The organism is Bradyrhizobium sp. LVM 105 (assembly GCF_003957705.1).
Lineage (GTDB): Bacteria > Pseudomonadota > Alphaproteobacteria > Rhizobiales > Xanthobacteraceae > Bradyrhizobium > Bradyrhizobium frederickii.
On the sequence record NZ_QZMV01000001.1, the window covers coordinates 59,477 to 80,947 of the forward strand.

Below are 21,471 nucleotides of genomic sequence, written 5' to 3' on the forward strand. Positions count from 1 at the left end.
GCGGACAGCCTTGGTTCAGTTCGCCGCCATAGCGGATCCCTCGGACGGCCACGGGTGGCGAGCGCAACTCCCACCGCGACCGGAAATGAGGACGATGCACTGCTCGAGCGTATCGAAGCTGCATGTCCGAGTGTCGGAGGAATGGTCTTGAATACAGTATCCGTAGGCGTTTGGCGAAGCCGCCGGTGCAACGCTCAAGTAGTCTGCGCCAGCCAGGCCGGCGAAGACAATCGAGAGGAGGGTGAATAGCTTGCTCAATATGGTCTCCTGCACTCAAGCGTCATCCTATTCGGCGGCCATTGCTGGCCGTGCTTGGGCTTCTTCCATTGCATCCGCATGCGTCCCCTCTGCGGTCGGCTTGATCCGGAACCAGGCGGCATAGAGCGCGGGCAGAAACAGCAGGATCAGAACCGTGCCGACGGCGGTGCCGCCGATCAACGTGTAGGCCATCGATCCCCAAAACACGGAATGCGTGAGCGGGATGAAGGCCAGCACGGCAGCAAGCGCCGTGAGGATCACGGGCCTCGTGCGTTGCACCGTGGCCTCGATGACGGCGTGATAGTCGTCAAGTCCGGCGGCAAGGTTCTCCTTGATCTGTTCGGTCAAGATCAGAGTGTTGCGCATCAGGATGCCCGCCAGTCCAATCAGGCCCAGAATCGCGTTGAATCCGAACGGCTGGTTGAAGATGAGCAGTGCCGGCACGACACCGACGAGACCAAGCGGTCCGGTCAGGACGACCATCGCCATGGTCGAGAACGATCGCACCTGCAGCATGACGACGATCAGCATGGCGGCGATCATGGCCGGGAAGATCGTCGCCAGCGCGTCGTTGGCCTTGGTTGCCTCCTCGATCGATCCGCCCAATTCGATGCGATAGCCGGCCGGAAGAGAGGCGATCAGCGGCTGGAGGGCCGTCTTGATCTCCTTGGAGACCTCCGGAGGCTGGGTCGCCTCATTGATATCCGAGCGTATCGTGACGACCGGGGTGCGATCGCGGCGCTTCAGGATCGGCTCTTCAAGTCGGATTTCCGAATGACCGACCTGGTCGAGCGGAATCGAGCGGCCGTCGCGGCTCATCAGCGAGAAATCCGCCAGACGCGCCGGATCGAGCCGCTCGCCACCGGCGCTGCGTGCCACGATCGGGACATTGCGGATGTCCTCGCGAACCTGCGTCACGGCGATGCCGGTGAGCAGGAACTGGAGCTGGCGGCCCACCTCGGCCGGCGACAGGCCGATCAGGTTCAGCCGATCCTGATCCGGGATGAAGCGGAGCACGGGCGTGCGGTTGCCCCAATCCCGATTTGCCTGCCGCACATCGGGAACACCACGCATGATTTCGAGAGCCTTCTGAGAAATGGCGTACAATTGCGCGGGATCAGGCCCCATCACACGAAACTCAACCGGGAATGGCGTATAGGGTCCGAACACGAGTTGCGTGACGCGCACATTGGCCTCAGGTGCAAGGCCCTGCGACACGGTCTTTCGGAGCCGGTGCTTCAAAGCCTCGCGCGCCTCCGCGTCCGGCGTCAGAACGACGATCTTCGCGAAGGCCGGATCCGGCAGCTCCGGCGCCATCGCGAAGAAGAAGCGCGGCGCGCCCTGACCGACATAGCTCGTGATGATCTTGGCCTCGGGTTGATCGTGCAGCCAGCCCTCGAGCTTCTCGACGGTGGCCGTCGTGGTCTCGATGCTGGTGCCTTCCGGCAGCCTAACCTCCACCAGCACTTCCGGGCGGTCGGAGGTCGGGAAGAACTGCTGCTTGACGCCACCCATGCCGACGACGGAAAGCGCGAAGGCGACGGCGACGATGCTGCAGGTCAGGAACTTGTGGCGGACGGCGAGGGTGATGAGGCTGCGCAGGCGCTGATAGTTGGGCGTCCCGTAAATCGCATGGTGACCGCCTTCGACCGGCTTGATCGCGGGCAGCATCTTGACGCCAAGGTACGGCGTGAAGATCACCGCGACGATCCAGGAGACGATGAGGGCGAATCCCACGACCCAGAAGATGTTGCCGGCGTATTCGCCGGCGGTCGAGCGCGCGAAACCCACCGGCAGGAAGCCCGCGATTGTCACGAGCGTTCCGGACAGCATCGGCGCCGCGGTATGGCTCCACGCATAGGCCGCCGCCGAGATGCGGTCCATGCCTTCTTCCATCTTCACCACCATCACCTCGATCGCGATGATGGCGTCGTCGACGAGAAGACCGAGCGCCAGGATCAAAGCGCCGAGCGTGATGCGGTCGAAGAACCGGCCGGTCTCCAGCATGATGAGGAACACGACGGCGAGCGTCAGAGGGACGGCCGCCGCAACGACGATGCCGACACGCCAGCCGAGGCTGAGCAGGCTCACCAGCAGCACCACGCCGAGCGCCATCGCAAACTTCATCATGAACTCGTCGACCGCCGAGGTGATGTTGACGGCCTGGTCGCTGACCTTGGCCAGCGTCATCCCGAGTGGCAGTGTCCGAGCAATAGCCGCGGACCTCTCCTCCAGCGCCTTGCCGAGCGCCAGACCATTCCAGCCCTCCTGCATCACCGCCGCGAGCATGATGGTGGGCTCGCCCTGGTGCCTGATGATGTAGGTGGGTGGATCCTCGTAGCCGCGGCGGACCTCGGCAATGTCGGACAGCTTCAGCGTCCGCCCGGCAGCGACGATCGGCGTGTCGGCGATCGCCTGGACGCTGTCATAGGCGCCATCGACCCGGATGAAGACCTGCGGCCCCTTGGTGTCGATCGAGCCCGCCGGTGTGACGGTGTTCTGCCGCTGAAGGGCGGCAACGATATCCGTTGCCGACACGCCGAGGGTTGCCAGCTTGGCATAGGAAAACTCGACGAAGATCTGTTCGGGACGCTCGCCGAGGATGTTGATCTTCTTGACGCCAGGCACGTGCAGGAGATCCTGGCGAATGGTCTCGGCTTGCCTGGCGAGCTCGCGCATCGGCATGCCCTTGGCCTTGAGCGCGTAGAGTCCGAAGCTCACGTCCGAATATTCGTCGTTGACGAAGGGGCCAAGCACTCCGGACGGCAGCTTGCGCGCTTCGTCTCCGAGCTTCTTGCGGGCCTGGTAGAACTCCTCCTGCACGCTGGACGGCGGCGTGCTGTCCTTCAGCGTCACCGTCATGTAGGCATAACCCGGCCGCGTCGTCGTCTCCACCCGGTCATACCAGGTCAGCTCCTGAATCCGCTTCTCCAGGGGTTCGGCGACCTGGTCCTGCATCTCGCGCGCTGTCGCGCCCGGCCAAACGGTGGTGACCGTCAGGGTCTTGATGGTGAAGGACGGATCCTCGGCTCGCCCGAGCATGAGGAAGGCGTAGGCGCCCGCGGCTGCCAGCAGCAGGTTGAAGAACAGGGTGACGGCGCGTTCGCGAACGGCGAGGGCGGAGAGATTGAAGCTCACGATTTGCTCCCGCTTTCCGAGCCAGTCCTGACGCGAGCGCCCTCATGCAGGAGATGAGCGCCGAGAGAAACAATCTGGTCACCGGACTTCGATCCGGAGATAACGGCTGTCTCGCTGGTCACGCGCAGCAGCTTGACGGGCTGCAGGCGCACGGTCGAGGTCGCGCTGTCGAAGACCCAAACGCCCGTCGCTCTGCCGTCATCGAGCACGGCGCCCAGCGGCACCTGGACTTCCGGCTGATGATCCTGGCTGGCGAGCCGGATCGTGACCGTCGCGCCTAGCGGTGTCGCCGCGGCGTCACCATCGAGCACGTAGCGGGCCTCATAGGTGCGGGTCTGGGGATCGGCGGAATCCGACAGCTGGCGCAGATGCGCGGTAAAGCGGCGCCCATCGCTCCCATACAAGCTCGCCTCGGCGAGCGAGCCGATCGCCGGCCGGATCGTTTCGGGAAGCGCGACCACGGCTTCGCGAGGACCGGACTGTGCCAGCCGAACGACCGCTTGGCCGGCGGAGACCACTTGTCCCGGCTCACCGAGCGTTTGGGTGACCGTTCCGTCGGCATCCGCCACCAGGACGGAATAAGTCGCCTGGTTCTCGGCGACCCCTGCTTCGGCTTCCGCGGCGGCAAGCTGCGCTTTGGCAGTGTCCGATGCGGCCTTCGCCTGCTCGTAGCGTTGCTTTGAGGTCCATCCGTCGCTCACCAGGTTGGCGTAGCGCCGCTCGTCGGCGTCGGTCTGAACGACAACTGCACGCGCCGCGGCGACGGCATTGCGCTTTGCTGTGACCGCGAGGCGGAGGTCGGTTTCGTCGATCCGCATCAAGGGCTGGCCGGATTTGACCTGCTCACCGACATTGACGAGCCGCTCGACGATCTTCCCGGCAACGCGAAAACCGAGATTGCTTTCCACTCGCGCGCCGACTGTCCCGGTGAAACCGCGTTCAGATCCGCTGACCCGAGTGGCCGTCACCAGACGGACCATCGGGGGCTCCTGCCTGGGGTCGATCACCGCGGAGGCTTCATGGGAGGGAATGGCAAGCGCAACGAAGGTCGCTACCCCTGCCGGAACCAGAATACCGGCGAGCACCGCAACACCCCTTTTCATGACCATCTCCTTCAAAATTAGATTTCATGCGACATCTATAATCAGATTAGATTTCGTTCGCAATCTAATTTTCGGGGCGGTAACGGGAGCGTGATCCAAAACCCCGGGATTTTCGCCGCGCAGCCCGCGAAATCGCGCCGCGTCGATTGATAGATTGTAATCGAACTCTATATCGGATATAGCAGTTGAACGAAATCCAAATGGAGATCCGCGATGCGAGTGAGTCGCACCCAGGCGGCCGAGAACCGCCAAACCGTGATCAATGTGGCCAGTCGCCTCTTCAGGGAGCGCGGCTTTGATGGCATCGGCCTCAAGGATCTGATGAAGGGGGCCGGGCTGACTCAGGGCGCCTTCTACAAGCAGTTCGCTTCAAAAGAGGATCTGGCGGTGGAGGCGTCCAGGCGCGCATTGGAAAGCGCATCCGGCCGATGGTCAGACGCGGCCGCGGCGCATCCTGACGATCCACTCGGCGCCGTGATCGGGTTCTACCTCAGCGGCGACCATCGCGGAGAGAAGATGGACGGCTGCCCGATCGTGGCGCTCGGCTCGGACGCCGCCCGGCAGGGCCCCGACGTGAAGGCGGAATTCGAAGAGGGAATCAAAGCCCATCTCGACGTGCTCGGCCGCTTCATCGCCGGAAACGACGGCGAGGCCTCGCTCGGCAAGGCCATGGGCATTCTCGCGACGATGGTCGGCGCGGTGACGCTCTCGCGCGTCGTCAACGACCCCGATCTGGCTCAAGCGCTTTTGGATGCCGCGGCCGAACAGGTCCGAGACGCCGCTGCCGCTTGAATGGGGAGGGGCCGGTGTTCGGAGTGAGAATCCGCACGGCCCATTCGCTGATCAAATTAGAAAGAGAACGATGTCAAAAGAAGCAACGGACAACTTCGCCGGAAAATGGGCGCTGGTCACGGGCGCGTCGAGTGGCCTCGGCCTTGAATTCGCAGATCTGCTGGCGGCGCAGAAAGTCAATCTCGTCTTGGCGGCTCGACGGCGAGAGTCGATGGACAAGCTTGCCTCGGATCTCCGCAGCAAATACGGGGTGGATGTCCTGGTCGAGGCGATCAATCTTGCCGCGCCGGACGCGGCCAGCCGCCTGAAAAGCAGTCTCGATGCGAGGTCGGTGACGATCGACGTCTTGGTGAACAATGCCGGATTTGGCTTGCACGGCGATTTTTTGGACACGCCGATCGAGCAGACCACGAACATGATCCAGCTCAACATCACCACGGTCACAGAGCTGACCTATCTGTTCGGCCGCGACATGGCCAAGCGGCGATCCGGACATATCCTCCTCATCGCCAGCCTTCTGGCCTTCCAGGCCGTTCCCAGCTACGCAGCTTATGCCGCGACCAAGGCTTATGTACTCGCCTTTGGCGAGGCCCTGCATGACGAACTCCGCCCGCACGGTGTGGTCGTGACCAGTCTCTGCCCGGGGCACACCGCGACGGGATTCGATGCGGCAGCTGGCGCAACCGCTTCAAGCTTGCTGCGCCTCCTCACCATGAAGCCGCGTCCGGTCGCGGCGAGCGGGATTCGGGCGCTTTTGCAAGGAAGGGCCATGGCGGTCGCAGGTCCATTGAACAAGATGGCCGCCTTTTCAAATCGTTTGACGCCGCGATCAATGCAAAGGGCCACGATGAAGAGAATAATGGACGCCTAACGCCTGGCCGTACCTCTCTGCGGAATTCTGACTCCCCAAACCGAATCTGCAGGAAGGCGCGACCGTCACCGCGCCGGGCGAGGTAGAAGGGACGAGCACGTATGAGCCTTTCCGGGGCGCGGGCAGGTGATACATCCGGGGGTGAGATGTAACACCGTCAAATCCGCTACCACATTCCAGCCAAGTCGCTGGAACGAAAGCGCGGGGCTCGGCTTGGGAACTTCGTGGGCGTGCTTTGCCAGTTTGACGCCATTAGGCCGGGCCGGCGTCGTGCCGTTCGCAGCGCTCAGAATATCGGTTCGGCTCGGTCTTGTACGCCCCCTGCGGCGGCTTATGTGCTGATTAGCACTTGCTGGCCACGACTGCTATTTCATCCAAAGCAACAACAACCAGAAAACAGGAGGACAGCATGAAATTCCGTCCGCTTCACGACCGCGTCGTGGTCAAGCGCATCGAAGCCGAAGACAAGTCCACCGGCGGCATCATCATTCCGGACAGCGCCAAGGAAAAGCCCTCGCAGGGCGAGATCACGGCGGTTGGTCCAGGCGGTCGTGACGAAGCCGGCAAGCTGATTCCGATCGACCTCCAGATCGGCGACCGCGTGCTGTTCGGCAAGTGGTCCGGTACTGAGGTCAAGCTCGATGGTCAGGACCTGCTGATCATGAAGGAAGGCGACATTATGGGCGTTCTCGTCGATCGGCCCGTCGCCAAGAAGAAGGTCGCCTAAGCTCCAGTCAGTCTTCCTTGTCCTGAGCCGTCGGCGCAGCCGGCGTCTTGCAGGATGAGGCCCGCAAGTTCAATCCCGCTCCTCGAGAGCCCGCCCAGGCGCGCGATCCTTGGGAGATCCTTGGGATCTGACCAGTCGAAAACGGAGATCATGATGTCGGCCAAAGAAGTCAAATTCGGCGTAGATGCCCGCGACAAGATGTTGCGCGGTGTCGAAATTCTCAACAATGCGGTCAAGGTCACGCTCGGCCCCAAGGGCCGCAACGTCGTTCTCGACAAGTCGTTCGGGGCCCCCCGCATCACCAAGGACGGCGTCACCGTCGCCAAGGAGATCGAGCTCGAGGACAAGTTCGAGAACATGGGCGCCCAGATGGTGCGCGAAGTCGCCTCCAAGTCCGCCGACGCGGCCGGCGACGGCACCACTACCGCGACCGTGCTCGCCGCCGCGATCGTCCGTGAAGGCGCCAAGGCGGTTGCCGCCGGCATGAACCCGATGGACCTGAAGCGCGGCATCGACCTCGCCGTGGAAGCCGTCGTCGCGGACCTCGTCAAGAACTCCAAGAAGGTCACCTCGAACGAGGAAATCGCCCAGGTCGGCACCATCTCGGCCAACGGCGACGCGGAAATTGGCAAGTTCCTCTCCGACGCCATGAAGAAGGTGGGCAACGAGGGCGTCATCACCGTTGAAGAAGCCAAGTCGCTTGAGACCGAGCTCGAGGTCGTCGAAGGCATGCAGTTCGACCGCGGCTATATCTCGCCCTACTTCGTCACCAACGCGGACAAGATGCGCGTTGAGATGGACGACGCCTACGTCCTCATCAACGAGAAGAAGCTGTCTCACTTGAATGAATTGCTTCCGCTGCTCGAAGCCGTGGTGCAGAGCGGCAAGCCGCTGGTGATTATCGCGGAAGATGTCGAAGGCGAAGCGCTCGCAACTCTCGTCGTCAACCGTCTGCGTGGCGGTCTGAAGGTCGCGGCCGTCAAGGCGCCGGGCTTCGGCGATCGCCGCAAGGCCATGCTGCAGGACATCGCGATCCTGACCGGCGGCCAGGCGATCTCGGAAGACCTCGGCATCAAGCTCGAGAACGTCACGCTCAACATGCTCGGTCGCGCCAAGAAGGTGATGATCGACAAGGAGAACACCACGATCGTCAACGGCGCCGGCAAGAAGGCCGACATCGAGGCGCGCGTGGCCCAGATCAAGGCGCAGATCGAGGAAACCACCTCGGACTACGACCGCGAGAAGCTCCAGGAGCGTCTGGCCAAGCTCGCCGGCGGCGTCGCGGTGATCCGCGTCGGCGGCGCGACCGAGGTCGAGGTCAAGGAGCGCAAGGACCGCGTTGATGACGCGATGCATGCGACCCGCGCGGCCGTCGAGGAAGGCATCCTGCCGGGCGGCGGCGTCGCCCTGCTGCGCGCGTCCGAGCATCTCAAGGGGCTGCGCACCAAGAACGACGACCAGAAGACCGGTGTCGAGATCGTGCGCAAGGCGCTGTCCTATCCGGCGCGCCAGATCGCGATCAACGCCGGTGAAGACGGCTCGGTGATCGTCGGCAAGATCCTGGAGAAGGATCAATACGGCTACGGCTTTGACTCCCAGTCCGGCGAATACGTCAACCTGGTCACCAAAGGCATCATCGACCCGACCAAGGTGGTTCGGGTGGCGATCCAGAACGCGGCCTCGGTCGCGGCTCTCTTGATCACCACCGAAGCCATGGTCGCCGAGGGGCCGAAGCGGAACGCGGGCAGCGGCGCTCCTGCGGGCGGCGGCGGCATGGGGGGCATGGGAGGTATGGATTTCTAAGCGAGCCGGCTCACGACGCCGAACCGGCGCATCGGGCATCGCGCGAGTGTCCGCGCGCGATTGCGTGAGCAATTTGGTACAGACGCCGATCGCTCGACGTGTCTAGCCTCCCTAAAGCATGATCCGGAGAAGTGCGCAGCGGTTTTCCGAAAAGATCATGCTCAAACGACAACCTAAAGCGCGATGACGATTCATCCTCATCGCATCGCGCTTTGGCAGGTGAAGCTCGACTTACCTCTAGGTCAGGGTGAAAGCGATGGAGATCTCCGGGGAGACAAAAGCTGCCGTGCGGTCGGCGCTGTGGGGAGCCGCGGCCGGAGCAATCGCTCTGGCAATCATGGGCTTCAGCTGGGGCGGCTGGGTGACAGGCGGGACCGCCGAGACGCTCGCGAGGAACAGTGCTGCGATGGCTGTCGTCGCAGCTCTCACACCGATCTGCGTTGAGAAATTTCGACAAGCCGCGGATGCACCCGCGAACCTGGTCGAGATGAAGAAGGCGACCTACGCCTGGGACCAGAGCAAATTCGTCGAAAAGGGCGGCTGGGCCACGATGCCGGGAAGCACCGAGCCAAACTCGGCCGTCGCAAAAGCTTGCGCCGAATCGCTTGATAGCAAGAAAGCTGTTGCGTTGCGCGGATAGTCAGGCAACTCCGCGCGGCGGAAAGACCGCAATTCCGCTGGTCAGGCCCAGCTTGCAAGACCAGCTTGCAAAACCGGCCTGCAAGACCGGCCTGCAAGACCGCCTGCAAGAGCAGGAGCGTTTCAAAAATTTGCGGCGACCAGATCGTAAGAGCCCCTGCTGCCGCGGCTGTAGACCTTGGCAGCGGCGGCACAGATCACGTCACGATTGGAATCAAACGCGCAGAGGAACCCCGCTTCATCGTAGCTGGCACCTGGTTGAAGTCGCTTCAGCGCGCCTTCGTTTATGAAGAACGACGCCTCAATAGCGCTGTCGTATCCCCAAAATCGCACGGCACGGCGTGTGCGATCATAAGAACGACTGTGATTTGGAAACTCAATCATGGTTGGAGCCGATCAGTTGCCGGTGTTCCGCGACGCCCACGTCGCGTGCAGGCAGTAGGCAGACAACATCGGACGTGGCCGAAGCTGGCGCCAAGCGAGGGATCTGGAGCGATCCAGTTGCGCCACCCCTCAAATGGTCATTCTGGAAGCGTAATACAATGCCGCGCGATGCCGACGACGGCAGAAAAGTTGCGCTTGACCTCGTTATTCCGCGAATAGGCACTATATCTGGGTCATCACCGCGCGCCCATCGGCTGTTATCGGTGACTGAGAGCAATGTGCTCCCGCCGCGACCAAGAGGCGGTCAAATGTCGAATATCTCCAACTTCAGTGTTCGCGAGTGGATGGTACCTCCCGTATTGCTGCCGATCTTTTTCGTGCTGCTGATCGCTGCTGCAGTGCTCATTCGGTGGTAGTTTCCCCCGGAGGATCTGGTGCATCCTGAGCGCAGGCCCGTAGCCGTGTTCAGTCCACGATTCCTGTCGAGCGCTGGCTTTGTGAACTGAGCAATATTGCTCAGCAAAACATCCGGCTGCGGTCTAGGATGCCGGCTCCCGGTCGTCTTTGATGAAGGGGCCGAAGCCAAGTTCACGGGCGGTCGCGAGTCTGCCCGCGAGGATGCGTGGGCCCAGGCCGCATTGGCGCTCTTCCAGACAATTGCCTCGCTGGCGTTAACACGCGTCCAACCACGATGCGCGATTTGCTCGCTGCTGGGATCGCCAATTTCTATCTATGAGAGTTGTCTGCAGCATGTCTATCTATGAGGGTTCGCTAGAGACCAGAGGAAATCGGCGTCTCGCACAACCTCGCACGATTGTGTGACGCGCCGTCGCCACGATCGGAAAGCCGATGCTCAAGTTGCTGGCACGATGCGCGTTGATCTCCATGGTATTGACGTCGGCGTCCGCCGCCGAACCGATCAAGCTCAAACTGGCGTTCTTCAGCTCCGACCGCTCGACGAGCTATCTCGCCGCGGTCAAGCCATTCGTCGACGCGGTCAACGCCGAGGCCAGAGGCCAGATCGAAGTTGAAACCTATTTCAGCGGCGCGCTTGGCAAGGACCCGGCTGAGCAGCCCCAGCTCGTGCTCGATGGTAGGGCGGACATCGCCTACGTCGTCACAGGCCTGACGCGCAATCGATTTGCGGATAATGCAATCCTCGAATTGCCCGGCCTGTTTGCGAGCATGCGGGAGTCCGTTGCGGTGCTCACCCGGCTGATGGCAGCCAACGCGCTGCAAGGTTACGATGACTACATCGTGATCGGCGCTTATGTCAGCGAACCCGAGACGATCCACAGCAATATCCCGATCACGTCGCTGAATGATCTGAAGGGCAAGCGACTTCGCGTCAACAATCCTGGCGAAGCCGCCGCGCTCGAAAAACTGGGGGCGCGGCCTGTGCTCCTGCCGGTCAACAAGATCTCCGAAGCTATCGGCAACGGCAGCATCGACGGCGCCCTCGTGAACCCTGCTTCAGTGGTCGATTACGGCGTCAAACGCGTTGCGACTTATCACTACCTTCTTGGCATCAGCGGCGCGCCGCTGATGGTCTTGATGAACCGGAAGACATTCAACCGGCTACCGAAATCAGCGCAGGCGATCATCCTCAAATACAGTGGGGCGTGGTCTGCCGGGCGCTTCGTAGATACCTACGAAGCCGTGGAAAGCAGTATTGTGGCGGAGCTGAAGTCCGATCCCAAGCGTCACGTGATCATGCCCTCGCCGTCAGACCTGGATGCGGCAAATGCCGTGTTCGCGGCCATTGCCGATGATTGGGCCTCGAAGAGTCAGCACAATGCCGAGCTGCTGAAAACGGTCCGGGCCGAGCTCACAAAAATGCGTTCGACCCGGTAGCCACGGATGTCAGCATTCGCCAGCATCTGGCCTCAGCGAAACATCGTCATCATCGTCGCCGCGCTTGCCATTCTGCTGCTGGGCACCGGGGCGACCTTGAAGATCACGACCGATCATCTTCTGCGTCAAGATGCGACGTCGGCCGCTCGTAGCTGGGCGCGGTTCCTGGCGCCCAGTGTCACCGATCTCGAGCAGATCGCCGGCGGCGAGCAGCCTTCCGCCGCAAGCATAGCGTTCTTCCTGTCGGCGCGAAATGCCGGCGAAGTGTTTCACTACGAGATCTTCAACCGCAATGGTTATTCGCAGCTCGTGTCGACTCGCGAGAAGATCGCGCTCGTCGACCTGTCCGAATATAGCCCCGATGCGGCGCGGTCAGTCGCCAACGGTCAACCAATCGTCGATGTCACGGAGGGCAATTCGGTCGACCGACCGGCGTTCTTCGCGCGCGCCTATGTCCCGGTCCAGGCCGACGGTCGCCACATTGCGGTCGTTGCGGCCTACGTGGATGAAACGGAGCAACGCAGGAGTTTTCACAATACGTTCCTGACCGCGGCCGCATTCCTTTGCCTGCTGTCGGGTCTCGCTTTCTCCATTCCCGCAGTTGCGTGGTATCGGGAAACAAAGGTGAAGCAGGCGGACCGACGCATCCGCTTTCTCGCCCACCATGACGCGTTGACCGGGTTGGCCAATCGTCTCCATCTGATCGAACAACTGGACAGAGCCCTCGCTCACCTGCCGATGCGCGGCGGCGGCCTCGCCGTGCATTTCATCGACGTCGACCGTTTCAAGGAGGTCAACGATACCCTTGGTCACGACGGCGGCGACTTTCTGCTCAAGTCCATCGCCGAGCGTCTGCGCGCAGCGGTCCGGATCGACGACATGGTGGCCCGGCTCGGCGGCGACGAGTTCGTCGTCGTGCAGAATGACATCGCCGGCAGGAGGCAGGCCGAGACGTTTGCGCGCCATCTTGCCACCGCTCTCAATGCTTCGGTGAAGTTCAAGCAGCGCGAGATCCTCACCACCGCCAGCATCGGCGTGGCGCTGGCGATGGAGGAGGGCACCACCCCGGAGCGGCTGCTCAAGAGTGCCGACCTCGCGCTCTATGCGGCCAAGGCAGCCGGCCGCAACTGCATCCGGTTCTTCGTGCCCGAGATGGATACCGAGCTACAGGCGCGCATCGAGCTCGAGAGAGCGATTCGCGAGGCGGTACTGAATGATCGCTTCGAATTGCACTACCAGCCTCTCTTCGAAATACCGCAGCGCCGCCTCGCCGGCTTCGAAGCGCTGATCCGAATGCCGGCGGCGGACGGAACACTGATTCCGCCATTGGCCTTCATCCCGGTCGCCGAGGACTTGCGGCTCATCGACAAGATCGGGGCGTGGGTGTTGCGGCAGGCATGCCGCACCGCTGCGACCTGGCCGGCGCACCTGACCGTTGCCGTGAACCTGTCACCCCAGCAGTTCGTGGCGGGCACCATCAGCGACATCGTGGCTGTCGCACTGAGAGAGTCGGGACTCGCGCCGCACCGGCTCGAGCTGGAGATTACCGAAGGCTTGCTTCTCGGCAACACCGAAGCAATTGTGTCGCAGCTCCTGAGCCTCAAGGCGATGGGCGTGGCCATCGTGATGGACGATTTCGGTGCCGGCTATTCGAGCCTCAACTACCTGTGGCGCTTTCCGTTCGACAAGATCAAGATCGATCGAGCCTTCATGCAGGGCCTCGACGGCCCCCATTGCCAGGTCGGAGCGGTCGTCAAAGCGATCATCGCCCTCGGACGCGAGCTGCATATGCGCGTAACGGTCGAGGGCGTCGAGACCGCCAGTCAGGCGGCGTTTCTCGATACGGCCGACGGTGATCAGGTCCAGGGTTTTTTCTTCGGCCGGCCAGTGCCGGCCTCGGAACTCGGCGCCAGCATTCTGGCGGGCTTCGCGAGGACAATGCCGCCGGCTTCGCCCGTGACCGAACTGCACGTCGTCAACGCCAGGGCTGAAGGGTAGCACGAACCTGCGCGTTGTGGGCGATGCGGCTCCCGGCCGCCTGTTATGTAAACATTCTGGCGTTTCATTTAGCGTTCTTCTTACCAAGATGGGCATTTTTTCGCGTTGCCTGCATCTCTCGCCGAGGTTGTGCGTTGATGGTGATGTCTACCATGAAAAATCAACCCCGTTACGACCCGGCATCCGAAAGCGGCGGTCCACACACCACCGAACCTCTCACGGCATCGATCGACGGAGCAAATGGCGCGTCCGATCTGCAGCACGAGTTGGATGCCCGTCTCAATCCCGGCAAGACCGGGGCTTCGGAGACTGACGCTCCGACGGCGAATGTGGCGCAATCCAATCCTAGCCGGATACCGCTGCGATTTGTGAAAGCAGCCGCGGGCATTGCCATCGTCGCAGTCTTCGGCTGGCTCCCCCTGAGGGCGCTTCTCCAGACGTCAAGCGTCGAAGCCATCGTCAACTCGAGACTGGTGACATTGAGGTCGCCGATCGACGGCAAGATTTCATCCGGCGCCGGTCTGTCGGGCGATCCAGGCATCGTCGCCGAGGGCACGCTCATCCTTCGTGTCGTCAACACGCGCGGTGACCACGTGCGGCTCGATGATCTGCGCAGCCAGATGTCTCGGCTGGAAAACGAGCGGCCAAGCCTGGTTTCGAAGATTGCCTCGGCCCGCGCCGCGCAGAAGGATCTGGCGCGTCAGGCGGCCCTGTTCACGGAGGGGCGGATACGTCAGCTCGAAGCGCGCATCGCCGAGATCCAAGCCTCGATCGAAGCGGCCGCGGCGCGTCGGGAAGAGGCGGCGGCTGCCGTGGAAAGAGCGTTGTCGCTCATCAAGTCAGGCAGCGTTTCCTCCGTCGAGCTTGGGCGCTTGACGCGAGATCAAACCATAGCACTGCAGACCGAGATCGGCGCGCGACGCCGCCTGGATGCGACCCAGGTCGAGCTCACCGCCGCGCGCGACGGTACGTTTCTTGGCGACAGCTACAACGATCGCCCGAGTTCCGTGCAGCGTGAGGAGGAGATGCGGCAGCGGGCGGAAGGGCTCACAGCGGACTTGGCGCATGCGGAAGCGCAGATCGCGTGGCTTGCGGGTGAGATTGAATCCGAGCGATCTCGCTATGTCGGCCGCTCGGAGGCGGAGCTCAAATTTCCCGTCGCCGGCCGGGTCTGGGAGATCCTGACAGCAGCAGGAGAGGACGTGCGGGCCGGCCAACCGCTGGTTCGTCTCCTCGATTGCTCCGGCGCGGTGGTGACGGCGAACGTCACGGAGAGTGTGTACAACAGCCTGCAACTGGGATCGGTTGCGCATTTCCGACCGAGCGCCGGCGGGCCCGAGTTGGCCGGCACCGTCGTCAATCTCACCGGATCTGCTGGAGCCCCGGCCAACCTCGCCATCAATCCTGATGCGCTGAGCAAGGAACCGTATCGTGCCACGATCTCGGTCCCCGCTCTCAACAATGGCTCCAACAATTGTCCGGTCGGGCGAACCGGACGCGTCATCTTCTCGGCAGATAGTGCGAGAGGGCCATGATCGCCGCGCTGACACCGGGCCTTATCGCGCTCGGGTTCTGCCTTGCCATCCTGCCCTGGCTCCGGCTTGGGAGCACTGCGGCGCGTTTGCTGATGATCGCAATCGTGTTGTTGCTCATGATCCGCTATTTTGGATGGCGCCTTGCGTTCACGGTCCCGCCCGTCGGCTGGACCGCCGATTTCGTCGTGGGAGCGCTGTTCCTCGTCGTCGAGGCTGCGGCACTCGCGGCGAGTGCACTCTCGCTGCTGTTCCTGAGCCGCACGACCGATCGAACGCCGCAAGTCGAAGCCAACAGGCTATGGCTTGCCGAACAGGACGCTCCTCTGGTCGACGTGTTCATTTGCACCTACAACGAGGAAGTCTCGATTCTCGAGCGCACGATCGTCGGCGCAACTGGAATGAACTATCCGAACTATCGAGTTTGGGTGCTGGACGACGGGCGGCGCCGCTGGCTCGAAGAGCTTGCAGGCGACCTCGGCTGCCGCTATCTGGCACGACCCGACAACAAGGACGCCAAGGCCGGCAACATCAACCATGCTCTGCGGCATGTGACGGGGCTCGTCGATCCCCCCGACTTCATTTCGATCCTCGATGCCGATTTCGTCCCCATGCCCGAATTTCTCGCCCGCGCGATGTGCCTGCTCCGCGACCCTGGCGTGGGTGTAGTGCAAACGCCTCAGCATTTCATCAATGCGGATCCGATCCAGACCAACCTGGCCGCGACCAAGGTCTGGCCGGACGAGCAGCGCTTCTTCTTCGATATTCTGATGCCAGCGAAGGACGCGTGGGGCGTGGCCTTCTGTTGCGGCACGTCGTCGGTCGTCAGACGCTCGTCACTCGTGAAAATTGGCGGCTTTCCGACCGATTCCGTGACGGAGGATTATCTCCTGACGCTGCGGCTGAAGGAAATTGGCGCGCGCACGGTGTATCTGAACGAGCGTCTGACCTTGGGGTTAGCCCCCGAGGGACTCAAGGAGTACATCACTCAGCGCAGCCGATGGTGCCTTGGCTTCATGCAGATCATTCGTGGGCGCAGCGGCCCCTTTTCCCGAAGGTCGCGGCTGGATTTTGTCGACAGGCTGTCCCTCGTCGAAGCATTCCTGAGTTGGACTTCGACCTATGTCGTCAAGGTATTCGGTCTTGTCGTTCCGAGCCTTTATCTTCTGTTCGGCGTCAAAGCCGTTCAGGCGGATCTCTTCGTGCTCCTCGGATATTTCCTGCCGTTTTATGTCTGGTACTCGCTCACCATGGCCTGGATTTCCCGCGGACGGTCAATGGCGGTGATGTCCGACGTCGCTCAATACATTGCTCTGCCGGCCGTTCTCAAAGCGGTCGCGACGGGACTGCTGAAGCCGCGGGGGCACAAATTCGAGGTCACCGCCAAGGGCGGGGATCGCAATCAAGGTTTCATCGAATGGTCGCTGTTCAGGGTCTACGGCTCCGCGTTGGTGATCACGCTCGCCGGAATTGCCCATGCCTTCGTGCTTCATGCGCAAGGCGACGCAATCGCCTATGGCGGCCTGGCACTGGCCTGGAGCTTATACAATGCGGTCATCCTGACCATCATCTGCTTGGTAACCATCGAGCAGCCGCGGCGGCGAAAAGCCGAGCGGTTCGAGCGCACTGAGCCGGTTCTTTTCAGTATCGGTGAGCGGTCCGGCATCTACCGTTTGGCCGATATCTCGATTACGGGGGCCCGCTTCGTGAGCGACAATCCTCCGCCTGTCGGGACTGCCGTTCATTGCACTCTTCGGGGGAGAACTGTCGCCGCTCTGGTCGTGCGGCGCACCGGGGATGGATTTGCGATCCGGTTCGATGAAACCCACAACGCGCGCGTCGATCTCATTCGAGCCTTCTATTCCGGTGACTACGTCACTGCATTCACCGGCATACGCGCCGCGCCCCTCGGCAAAGCAATCATGATGCGGATCTTCGGCTGACGACGTCTGCCGGCGATTTCGTCGGGTCGGGCGCCATTGCTCGGGCGGCTGCATGGACGGGGTTGGGCAGCACGGCTGTCCTATCATGAAGCTGAGCAATATTGACCAGCGAATCGGTGCGTCTGAGAGCATGTATCCTAGGGGGCTGGCGCTGTCGGGAGGAAGGAATGATCGCCGAGCGAAATCCGCCCACCTTTTGGCCACATGGTCCGGACGATGAGAAGCGAATGACGGTCGCCGTTCGCTCTCTCGAAAAAGAGAATAAGGAGCTGAAACAGCTCGTCGTGCGTCTTTCGGAGACCATCCTTCGATATGTCGAAGGGCGGCGCTGAGTTCGCGGAAAGATGCGCTGACCAGATATTGCCTTGGAGCTGAGCGGTCACGGCCGCTGCGAAGCCAGGCTTCGCAGTCGGTTCTTCGTGGCCGCAATGCCCACGTCGAGGCTTTCAGCGCTTGATCGCTTCGGTTGCGCGCGGGCTATGTCGGCGCCCGCAGCTCGCCCCGGAGCCAAGCTAGAGTATTTGCGCATTTCATCGGGTCGACTGCCTCGTCGAGGAGCCGGTGGAGATCACCAGCGGGAGATTCGAAGGTATCAATGCAAAACCCGGCGGGACCGGGCGTCATGCGCGCCAGCATCAGGCTTGTCTGGCATTTGCGACGCATCGATGGCTGGACGGTCATGGAGCTGGCCTTGATCAGGCGGGAGCGCGAAACTCCCAGTCACCGGTGGATGCCACTTGGAGCGGTGATGCGCCATCTTGGAACCATGCCTGCTGCTGCGCTGACCAATATTGATCACCTCCCCGAACCCGCGTTGGTTACCCCAAACACCCGCTTTCACGTTTCGAGTCATTTTTAGAATACGATTGTCAGGCCGCTCTCATGGCCACCGCCGGCACATCGTCAGCCACCAGCGATGAAAATGTCGCGGCCCGCGCAGTCACAGCGGCTGTTCGTCGCACGACCGCAAGCCGCGCTACAAACCGGTGAGAACTGAGGGCCCTGAAGCAACCATCGGTGGTGGGCGACGTTGATCAACCACCACCAACAGGAAACACAAATGTCAGATCAAATCCGGACCAAGCAGAATGTGCCGCAGCAACCGAATGGCAACGATCAACCCGATACAGGAGCTCCGTCCAGCGCCTTTCCCGGGGGCTTCCTTGCGATTGCCACTGCCTACGGGGACTACACGAAGAAGTCGGTTGAGGACACCAGGCTGTTTGTCGAGAAGCTCTCGGGCGTGAAGTCGCTCGACAAGGCGATGGAGGTCCAGGCCGACTTCGCCAAGTCAACTTATGACACGTTCGTTGCGGAGTCGCAGAAGATCGGCGCGCTCTACGGCGATCTTGCCAAGCAGTCCTACAAGCCGTTCGCTGAGCTCGTTGCGAAGATGGCGCCGACAAATCGGTGACATGTCTGCATGTCTGTCCCGCGGTGCCGGAGCAAAGTGGCTCTGGTTCATCGCGAGGCATAACGAGCGTCGCAAGCGAGCGGGCCGTGAGGAGCGTTATGACCAGTGTCAATCCGATTTTCGAAAGCTTGTCCGTTGACCCGGAGCAGGTAACCGCCGTGAACGCGGCGTACGAGCTGGCGTGTCGAACGCTTCAGCACATCGGCCAGCTGGAGGTAGATCGAGAGATCATAGCCAGGAGAATTGTGCAGGCTGCAGGCGACGGCGAGCGCGATGCCGACAAGCTGTGCGAGCGTGCCATCCATGGACTGACCGCGCTCGACTACCGGCAGCATCGTCATTGACGGCGCCGAGCTCGCAACCGAAGACGGCAGCGGAACTATGGCTTGTTAGACCCGTTCCTTCCTATGGCCGATCTTCGTCGGCTTGAATGCAATTTGAATTGGAAAATATCAGATGAAGAAGTCCTTAATGGTTTCTGCGGCTGTCGCGGCGCTATTGGCCACGACAGGGCTGGCGACAGCGCAGGGCGTCAATCAGGGAGCCGCGAAGGAATCTCCGGCTGCCACCTCGCCTAAAGGCGATGCTGCGATGCCGATGAACGCACCAGCGGCAAAGGGAGCCGAGACCTTACCGCCCGGCACTACGTCAAAAGAGGGCAAGCCTCAACATGTGCAGGGCAAGCCGGATGCAAAGACGACGGGCGACAAGAAAGCTGAGGGCCAGTCGAAGGCTCCGGACTCGACGGCTCCGACCACCGCTTCGAAGGATATGAAGAATCCGACAGCTGAATCGAAGTCACCTCCTGACAGCAAGGCGGCAAGCGAGCTGAAAGCAGACGGCAAGGCAAAGGCAGTCGATTCGACCGCCACCTCAAAGGACGTGAAAACCCCGACTGCCGAGACCAAGCCGTCGACCTCCGACAGTGGGACGACGGGACATGCGGCAACCGCGGCGACGGCAGCTCCTCCCGCCGAGAAGCGCTCGCAGATAACCTCGGCAATGAAGCAAGAGAAGGTCGAGGAAGTAACGAACGTCAACTTCAGTCTCTCGATCGGAACGGCTGTCCCCGCCGGCGTCCGCTATTATCCGATGCCGTCACGTATCGTGGAAATCTATCCGGAATGGCGTGGATACGATTTCATCCTGGTGAACGGCAAGTACCTTGTCCTTCGCCCGCGCACGCATGAGATCGTCTACATCATCGAGGGTTAGGCTAGCTCGCCAGCCTCGCGACAAGCGGCTGCAAAACGCGAGAGGGCGGCTCGAGAGCCGCCCTCAATATCTGAACCGGATGCTGCGCGTGGTGTTGCTTTCTCCTCCGCGGGCGGAGCAGGAGTCTTCCATCTGAACCGTCCTGCTAGTCGCGCTCTCGGAGCAGGGGCTTCTCGTGCAAGACAGCGCTCAGAAGCGAATTGTGGACCTCGATGTGTCCATTATAGCTGATGAGGCCGAGCCGGCGAAACTTGTTCATGAAATAGCTCACGCGAGATCGCGTGGTCCCGATCATCTCCGCCAATGTCTCCTGACTAATGTTCGCGCTGATCGGCTGCGGATTGCCTTCCTTGCCGAAATTCGCGAGCAGCAACAGCAGTCGAGCAAGCCGCCGCTCGCTCGAATTGAAGAGCTGGTCGATCAGGTCCTCCTCAATCCGACTGTTCCGGGTCAGGAGATACGACATGAAGAGCTGTGAAAATTTCGGCTCGTCACGAATAGCCCCCATCATCGCATCCTTGGTGATCGACGTGATAACGCAGTCTTCCATCGTTGTCGTCGTCGCGATGCGTAACGGATGACCGTTCATGCATCCTTCGCCAAAGAACTGGCCGGGCTCCAGAATTGCGACAACCGCCTCCTTACCCTGCTCAGATACGACCGTCAGCTTGACCTTCCCTTTTTGAATGTAGAACACGGAGTCTGCGACATCGCCTTGCTGGAACACGTGCCGGTTCCTGGGAAGCTCGAGAATCGCTTTCCCCGCGCCCACTTTGGCGAGGAATTTTTTGGGGTCGAAGACGTCCTTGGTTGGCTTTGCCACGAGAGCCTCCTTTGACTCACAAACTTGTCCGACCTCGGTCAACTTGCGGGGGTTGCCCTGCTGTCAAACACTACCTGCCGATCTTCATCAGTTCTACAGGAAACCCGACTTTGCGCGTCCCCAAGCGCATCGCACCCGGTCCTCATCCTGAGAGCCCGCCAATGGCGGGCGTCTCGAAGGATGGCCACAGGCGAGATCGCTCGCATATGCGATTGCCTTGCCTGAGATCGGGAGAACGAGGCGGTGCGCATCGATGCAGATGATCGTGCGGCGACGGGCAGCATGCGGGCTCGGCAGCCCGGCGCGCTGGTCAATATTGCTCACTCTCGTGCTGTCTTATTTGTCCGCCGGGGCTCGTTATTCGAACCTTCGATCCCCACATCTATTTCAGTCTGACGGTCGGGGGTGGCCGGCGATGGGCCGAGAGTTCGAGCGAAGGAGCCCAGCATGTTCAGATCTCAGCAATACCGCGAAAAGGCAGCCGAGTACGACGAGCTGATCAAGGGTTCGACCGACCCGGATGAGATCCTCAGACTTCAGGAGCAGCAGGACCGATTTGCCTCGCTCGCCGACAACGAGCAGGGACTGGCGGACGAGTATGACAATGCAGTGCAGGTCGCGGAACAGGGCAGATCGCACGGCTTAGCCCTTGCGGCCGAAGAAGAGCTTATTCTGCGGTGTCTTGGCGCAGCCATCATCATGCAGTGGAACGCCCTGCCGACGACGCTGCAACGGGAGATCTTCGACACCGCCGGGTCGATCGGCAAGTTGCTGGAGACGGCGGCGCTCCGCGGCCAGATCGCGCGATTTCTTCATAACCACAAGGACGACGCCGGTCGCGGCAGAAGGCCTCTGGCGGACGACATGCCCGCCGAAGCGAGATCGTTCACTTTGGCTCTGTCACGGTGGGACGATGAGGGAGGCGCAGTTGGCGACGGGCTGCCCGATCTAACCGGACGCCCATAACAGGAGGTTTC

The 21,471-nt window shown here is 61.7% G+C and carries 20 protein-coding genes; 15 read left to right on the top strand and 5 right to left on the bottom strand.

Translation table 11 applies throughout. From position 1 onward, the window contains the following. Nucleotides 1-15: 15 nt before the first annotated feature. Genes D6B98_RS00295 through D6B98_RS00305 form a run of 3 tightly spaced genes read right to left on the bottom strand, consistent with a single transcriptional unit; the run spans nt 16 to nt 4,505 of the window. Nucleotides 16-273 carry a DUF3551 domain-containing protein gene (locus D6B98_RS00295; RefSeq protein ID WP_245481199.1) on the bottom strand — a complete coding sequence of 86 codons (258 nt, stop codon included), beginning with the start codon at nt 271-273 and terminating at the stop codon, nt 16-18. 12 nt (nt 274-285) lie between these two features. Then, a complete protein-coding gene (locus D6B98_RS00300; protein WP_126254963.1) occupies nt 286-3,396 on the bottom strand; it encodes an efflux RND transporter permease subunit in 3,111 nt (1,036 codons plus the stop codon). Then, nucleotides 3,393-4,505 (bottom strand): efflux RND transporter periplasmic adaptor subunit, encoded by a 1,113-nt coding sequence (locus D6B98_RS00305; protein ID WP_349644811.1) that lies wholly within the window; start codon nt 4,503-4,505, stop codon nt 3,393-3,395. Before D6B98_RS00305 ends, D6B98_RS00300 begins: the two co-directional genes overlap by 4 nt. A gap of 207 nt (nt 4,506-4,712) precedes the next feature. Between D6B98_RS00305 and D6B98_RS00310 the strand changes: the two genes are divergently transcribed. The 5 genes from D6B98_RS00310 (at nt 4,713) to D6B98_RS00330 (ending at nt 9,332) form a co-directional block, all read left to right on the top strand. Next, the gene (locus tag D6B98_RS00310; protein ID WP_126254964.1) at nt 4,713-5,291 is read left to right on the top strand and encodes a TetR/AcrR family transcriptional regulator; all 579 of its coding nucleotides are present in this window, start codon (nt 4,713-4,715) and stop codon (nt 5,289-5,291) included. Between the two features lie 70 nt (nt 5,292-5,361). Next, nucleotides 5,362-6,162 carry an SDR family NAD(P)-dependent oxidoreductase gene (locus D6B98_RS00315; RefSeq protein WP_126254965.1) on the top strand — a complete coding sequence of 267 codons (801 nt, stop codon included), beginning with the start codon at nt 5,362-5,364 and terminating at the stop codon, nt 6,160-6,162. Nucleotides 6,163-6,571: 409 nt separating this feature from the next. Continuing rightward, a complete protein-coding gene (locus D6B98_RS00320) occupies nt 6,572-6,889 on the top strand; it encodes a co-chaperone GroES (RefSeq protein ID WP_126254966.1) in 318 nt (105 codons plus the stop codon). A 153-nt stretch (nt 6,890-7,042) separates the two neighbouring features. Then, nucleotides 7,043-8,692, top strand: a complete 1,650-nt coding sequence (groL, locus tag D6B98_RS00325; protein ID WP_126254967.1) for a chaperonin GroEL — start codon at nt 7,043-7,045, stop codon at nt 8,690-8,692. 256 nt (nt 8,693-8,948) lie between these two features. Continuing rightward, on the top strand, nt 8,949-9,332 hold the full coding sequence (locus tag D6B98_RS00330) for a hypothetical protein (RefSeq protein ID WP_126254968.1): 384 nt from the start codon (nt 8,949-8,951) through the stop codon (nt 9,330-9,332). 122 nt (nt 9,333-9,454) lie between these two features. Here the strand turns inward: D6B98_RS00330 and D6B98_RS00335 are convergent, their stop codons facing one another. After that, on the bottom strand, nt 9,455-9,715 hold the full coding sequence (locus tag D6B98_RS00335; protein WP_126254969.1) for a DUF1488 family protein: 261 nt from the start codon (nt 9,713-9,715) through the stop codon (nt 9,455-9,457). Between the two features lie 849 nt (nt 9,716-10,564). On the opposite strand from D6B98_RS00335, the gene D6B98_RS00340 reads away from it, so the two are divergent. The 9 genes from D6B98_RS00340 to D6B98_RS00375 all read left to right on the top strand — a co-directional run bounded on the left by D6B98_RS00340 (nt 10,565) and on the right by D6B98_RS00375 (nt 19,671). Further along, a complete protein-coding gene (locus D6B98_RS00340) occupies nt 10,565-11,569 on the top strand; it encodes a TRAP transporter substrate-binding protein (RefSeq protein ID WP_126254970.1) in 1,005 nt (334 codons plus the stop codon). 6 nt (nt 11,570-11,575) lie between these two features. Next, entirely contained in the window at nt 11,576-13,567 is a 1,992-nt protein-coding gene (locus D6B98_RS00345) for a putative bifunctional diguanylate cyclase/phosphodiesterase (protein WP_126254971.1), read from the top strand. 152 nt (nt 13,568-13,719) lie between these two features. Next, nucleotides 13,720-15,102 carry an HlyD family secretion protein gene (locus D6B98_RS00350; protein ID WP_126254972.1) on the top strand — a complete coding sequence of 461 codons (1,383 nt, stop codon included), beginning with the start codon at nt 13,720-13,722 and terminating at the stop codon, nt 15,100-15,102. Next, on the top strand, nt 15,099-17,042 hold the full coding sequence (locus D6B98_RS00355; RefSeq protein WP_126254973.1) for a glycosyltransferase: 1,944 nt from the start codon (nt 15,099-15,101) through the stop codon (nt 17,040-17,042). The genes D6B98_RS00350 and D6B98_RS00355 overlap by 4 nt, the downstream gene beginning before the upstream one ends. A 167-nt stretch (nt 17,043-17,209) precedes the next feature. After that, the gene (locus tag D6B98_RS39640) at nt 17,210-17,374 is read left to right on the top strand and encodes a hypothetical protein (RefSeq protein WP_164718288.1); all 165 of its coding nucleotides are present in this window, start codon (nt 17,210-17,212) and stop codon (nt 17,372-17,374) included. A gap of 290 nt (nt 17,375-17,664) precedes the next feature. After that, nucleotides 17,665-17,901, top strand: coding sequence for a hypothetical protein (locus D6B98_RS00360; RefSeq protein WP_126254974.1), 237 nt, complete (start codon nt 17,665-17,667; stop codon nt 17,899-17,901). A 201-nt stretch (nt 17,902-18,102) separates the two neighbouring features. Further along, entirely contained in the window at nt 18,103-18,456 is a 354-nt protein-coding gene (locus tag D6B98_RS00365; RefSeq protein ID WP_126254975.1) for a phasin family protein, read from the top strand. 98 nt (nt 18,457-18,554) lie between these two features. Continuing rightward, on the top strand, nt 18,555-18,800 hold the full coding sequence (locus tag D6B98_RS00370; protein WP_126254976.1) for a hypothetical protein: 246 nt from the start codon (nt 18,555-18,557) through the stop codon (nt 18,798-18,800). 112 nt (nt 18,801-18,912) lie between these two features. Beyond that, nucleotides 18,913-19,671, top strand: coding sequence for a DUF1236 domain-containing protein (locus tag D6B98_RS00375; protein ID WP_245481201.1), 759 nt, complete (start codon nt 18,913-18,915; stop codon nt 19,669-19,671). Between the two features lie 145 nt (nt 19,672-19,816). On the opposite strand, the gene D6B98_RS00380 is transcribed toward D6B98_RS00375, so the two are convergent. Then, nucleotides 19,817-20,494 (bottom strand): Crp/Fnr family transcriptional regulator, encoded by a 678-nt coding sequence (locus D6B98_RS00380; protein ID WP_126254977.1) that lies wholly within the window; start codon nt 20,492-20,494, stop codon nt 19,817-19,819. A 447-nt stretch (nt 20,495-20,941) separates the two neighbouring features. Here D6B98_RS00380 and D6B98_RS00385 point away from each other — a divergent pair, with 447 nt between their 5' ends. Then, nucleotides 20,942-21,460 carry a hypothetical protein gene (locus tag D6B98_RS00385; RefSeq protein WP_126254978.1) on the top strand — a complete coding sequence of 173 codons (519 nt, stop codon included), beginning with the start codon at nt 20,942-20,944 and terminating at the stop codon, nt 21,458-21,460. The last annotated feature ends 11 nt before the right edge of the window (nt 21,461-21,471 follow it).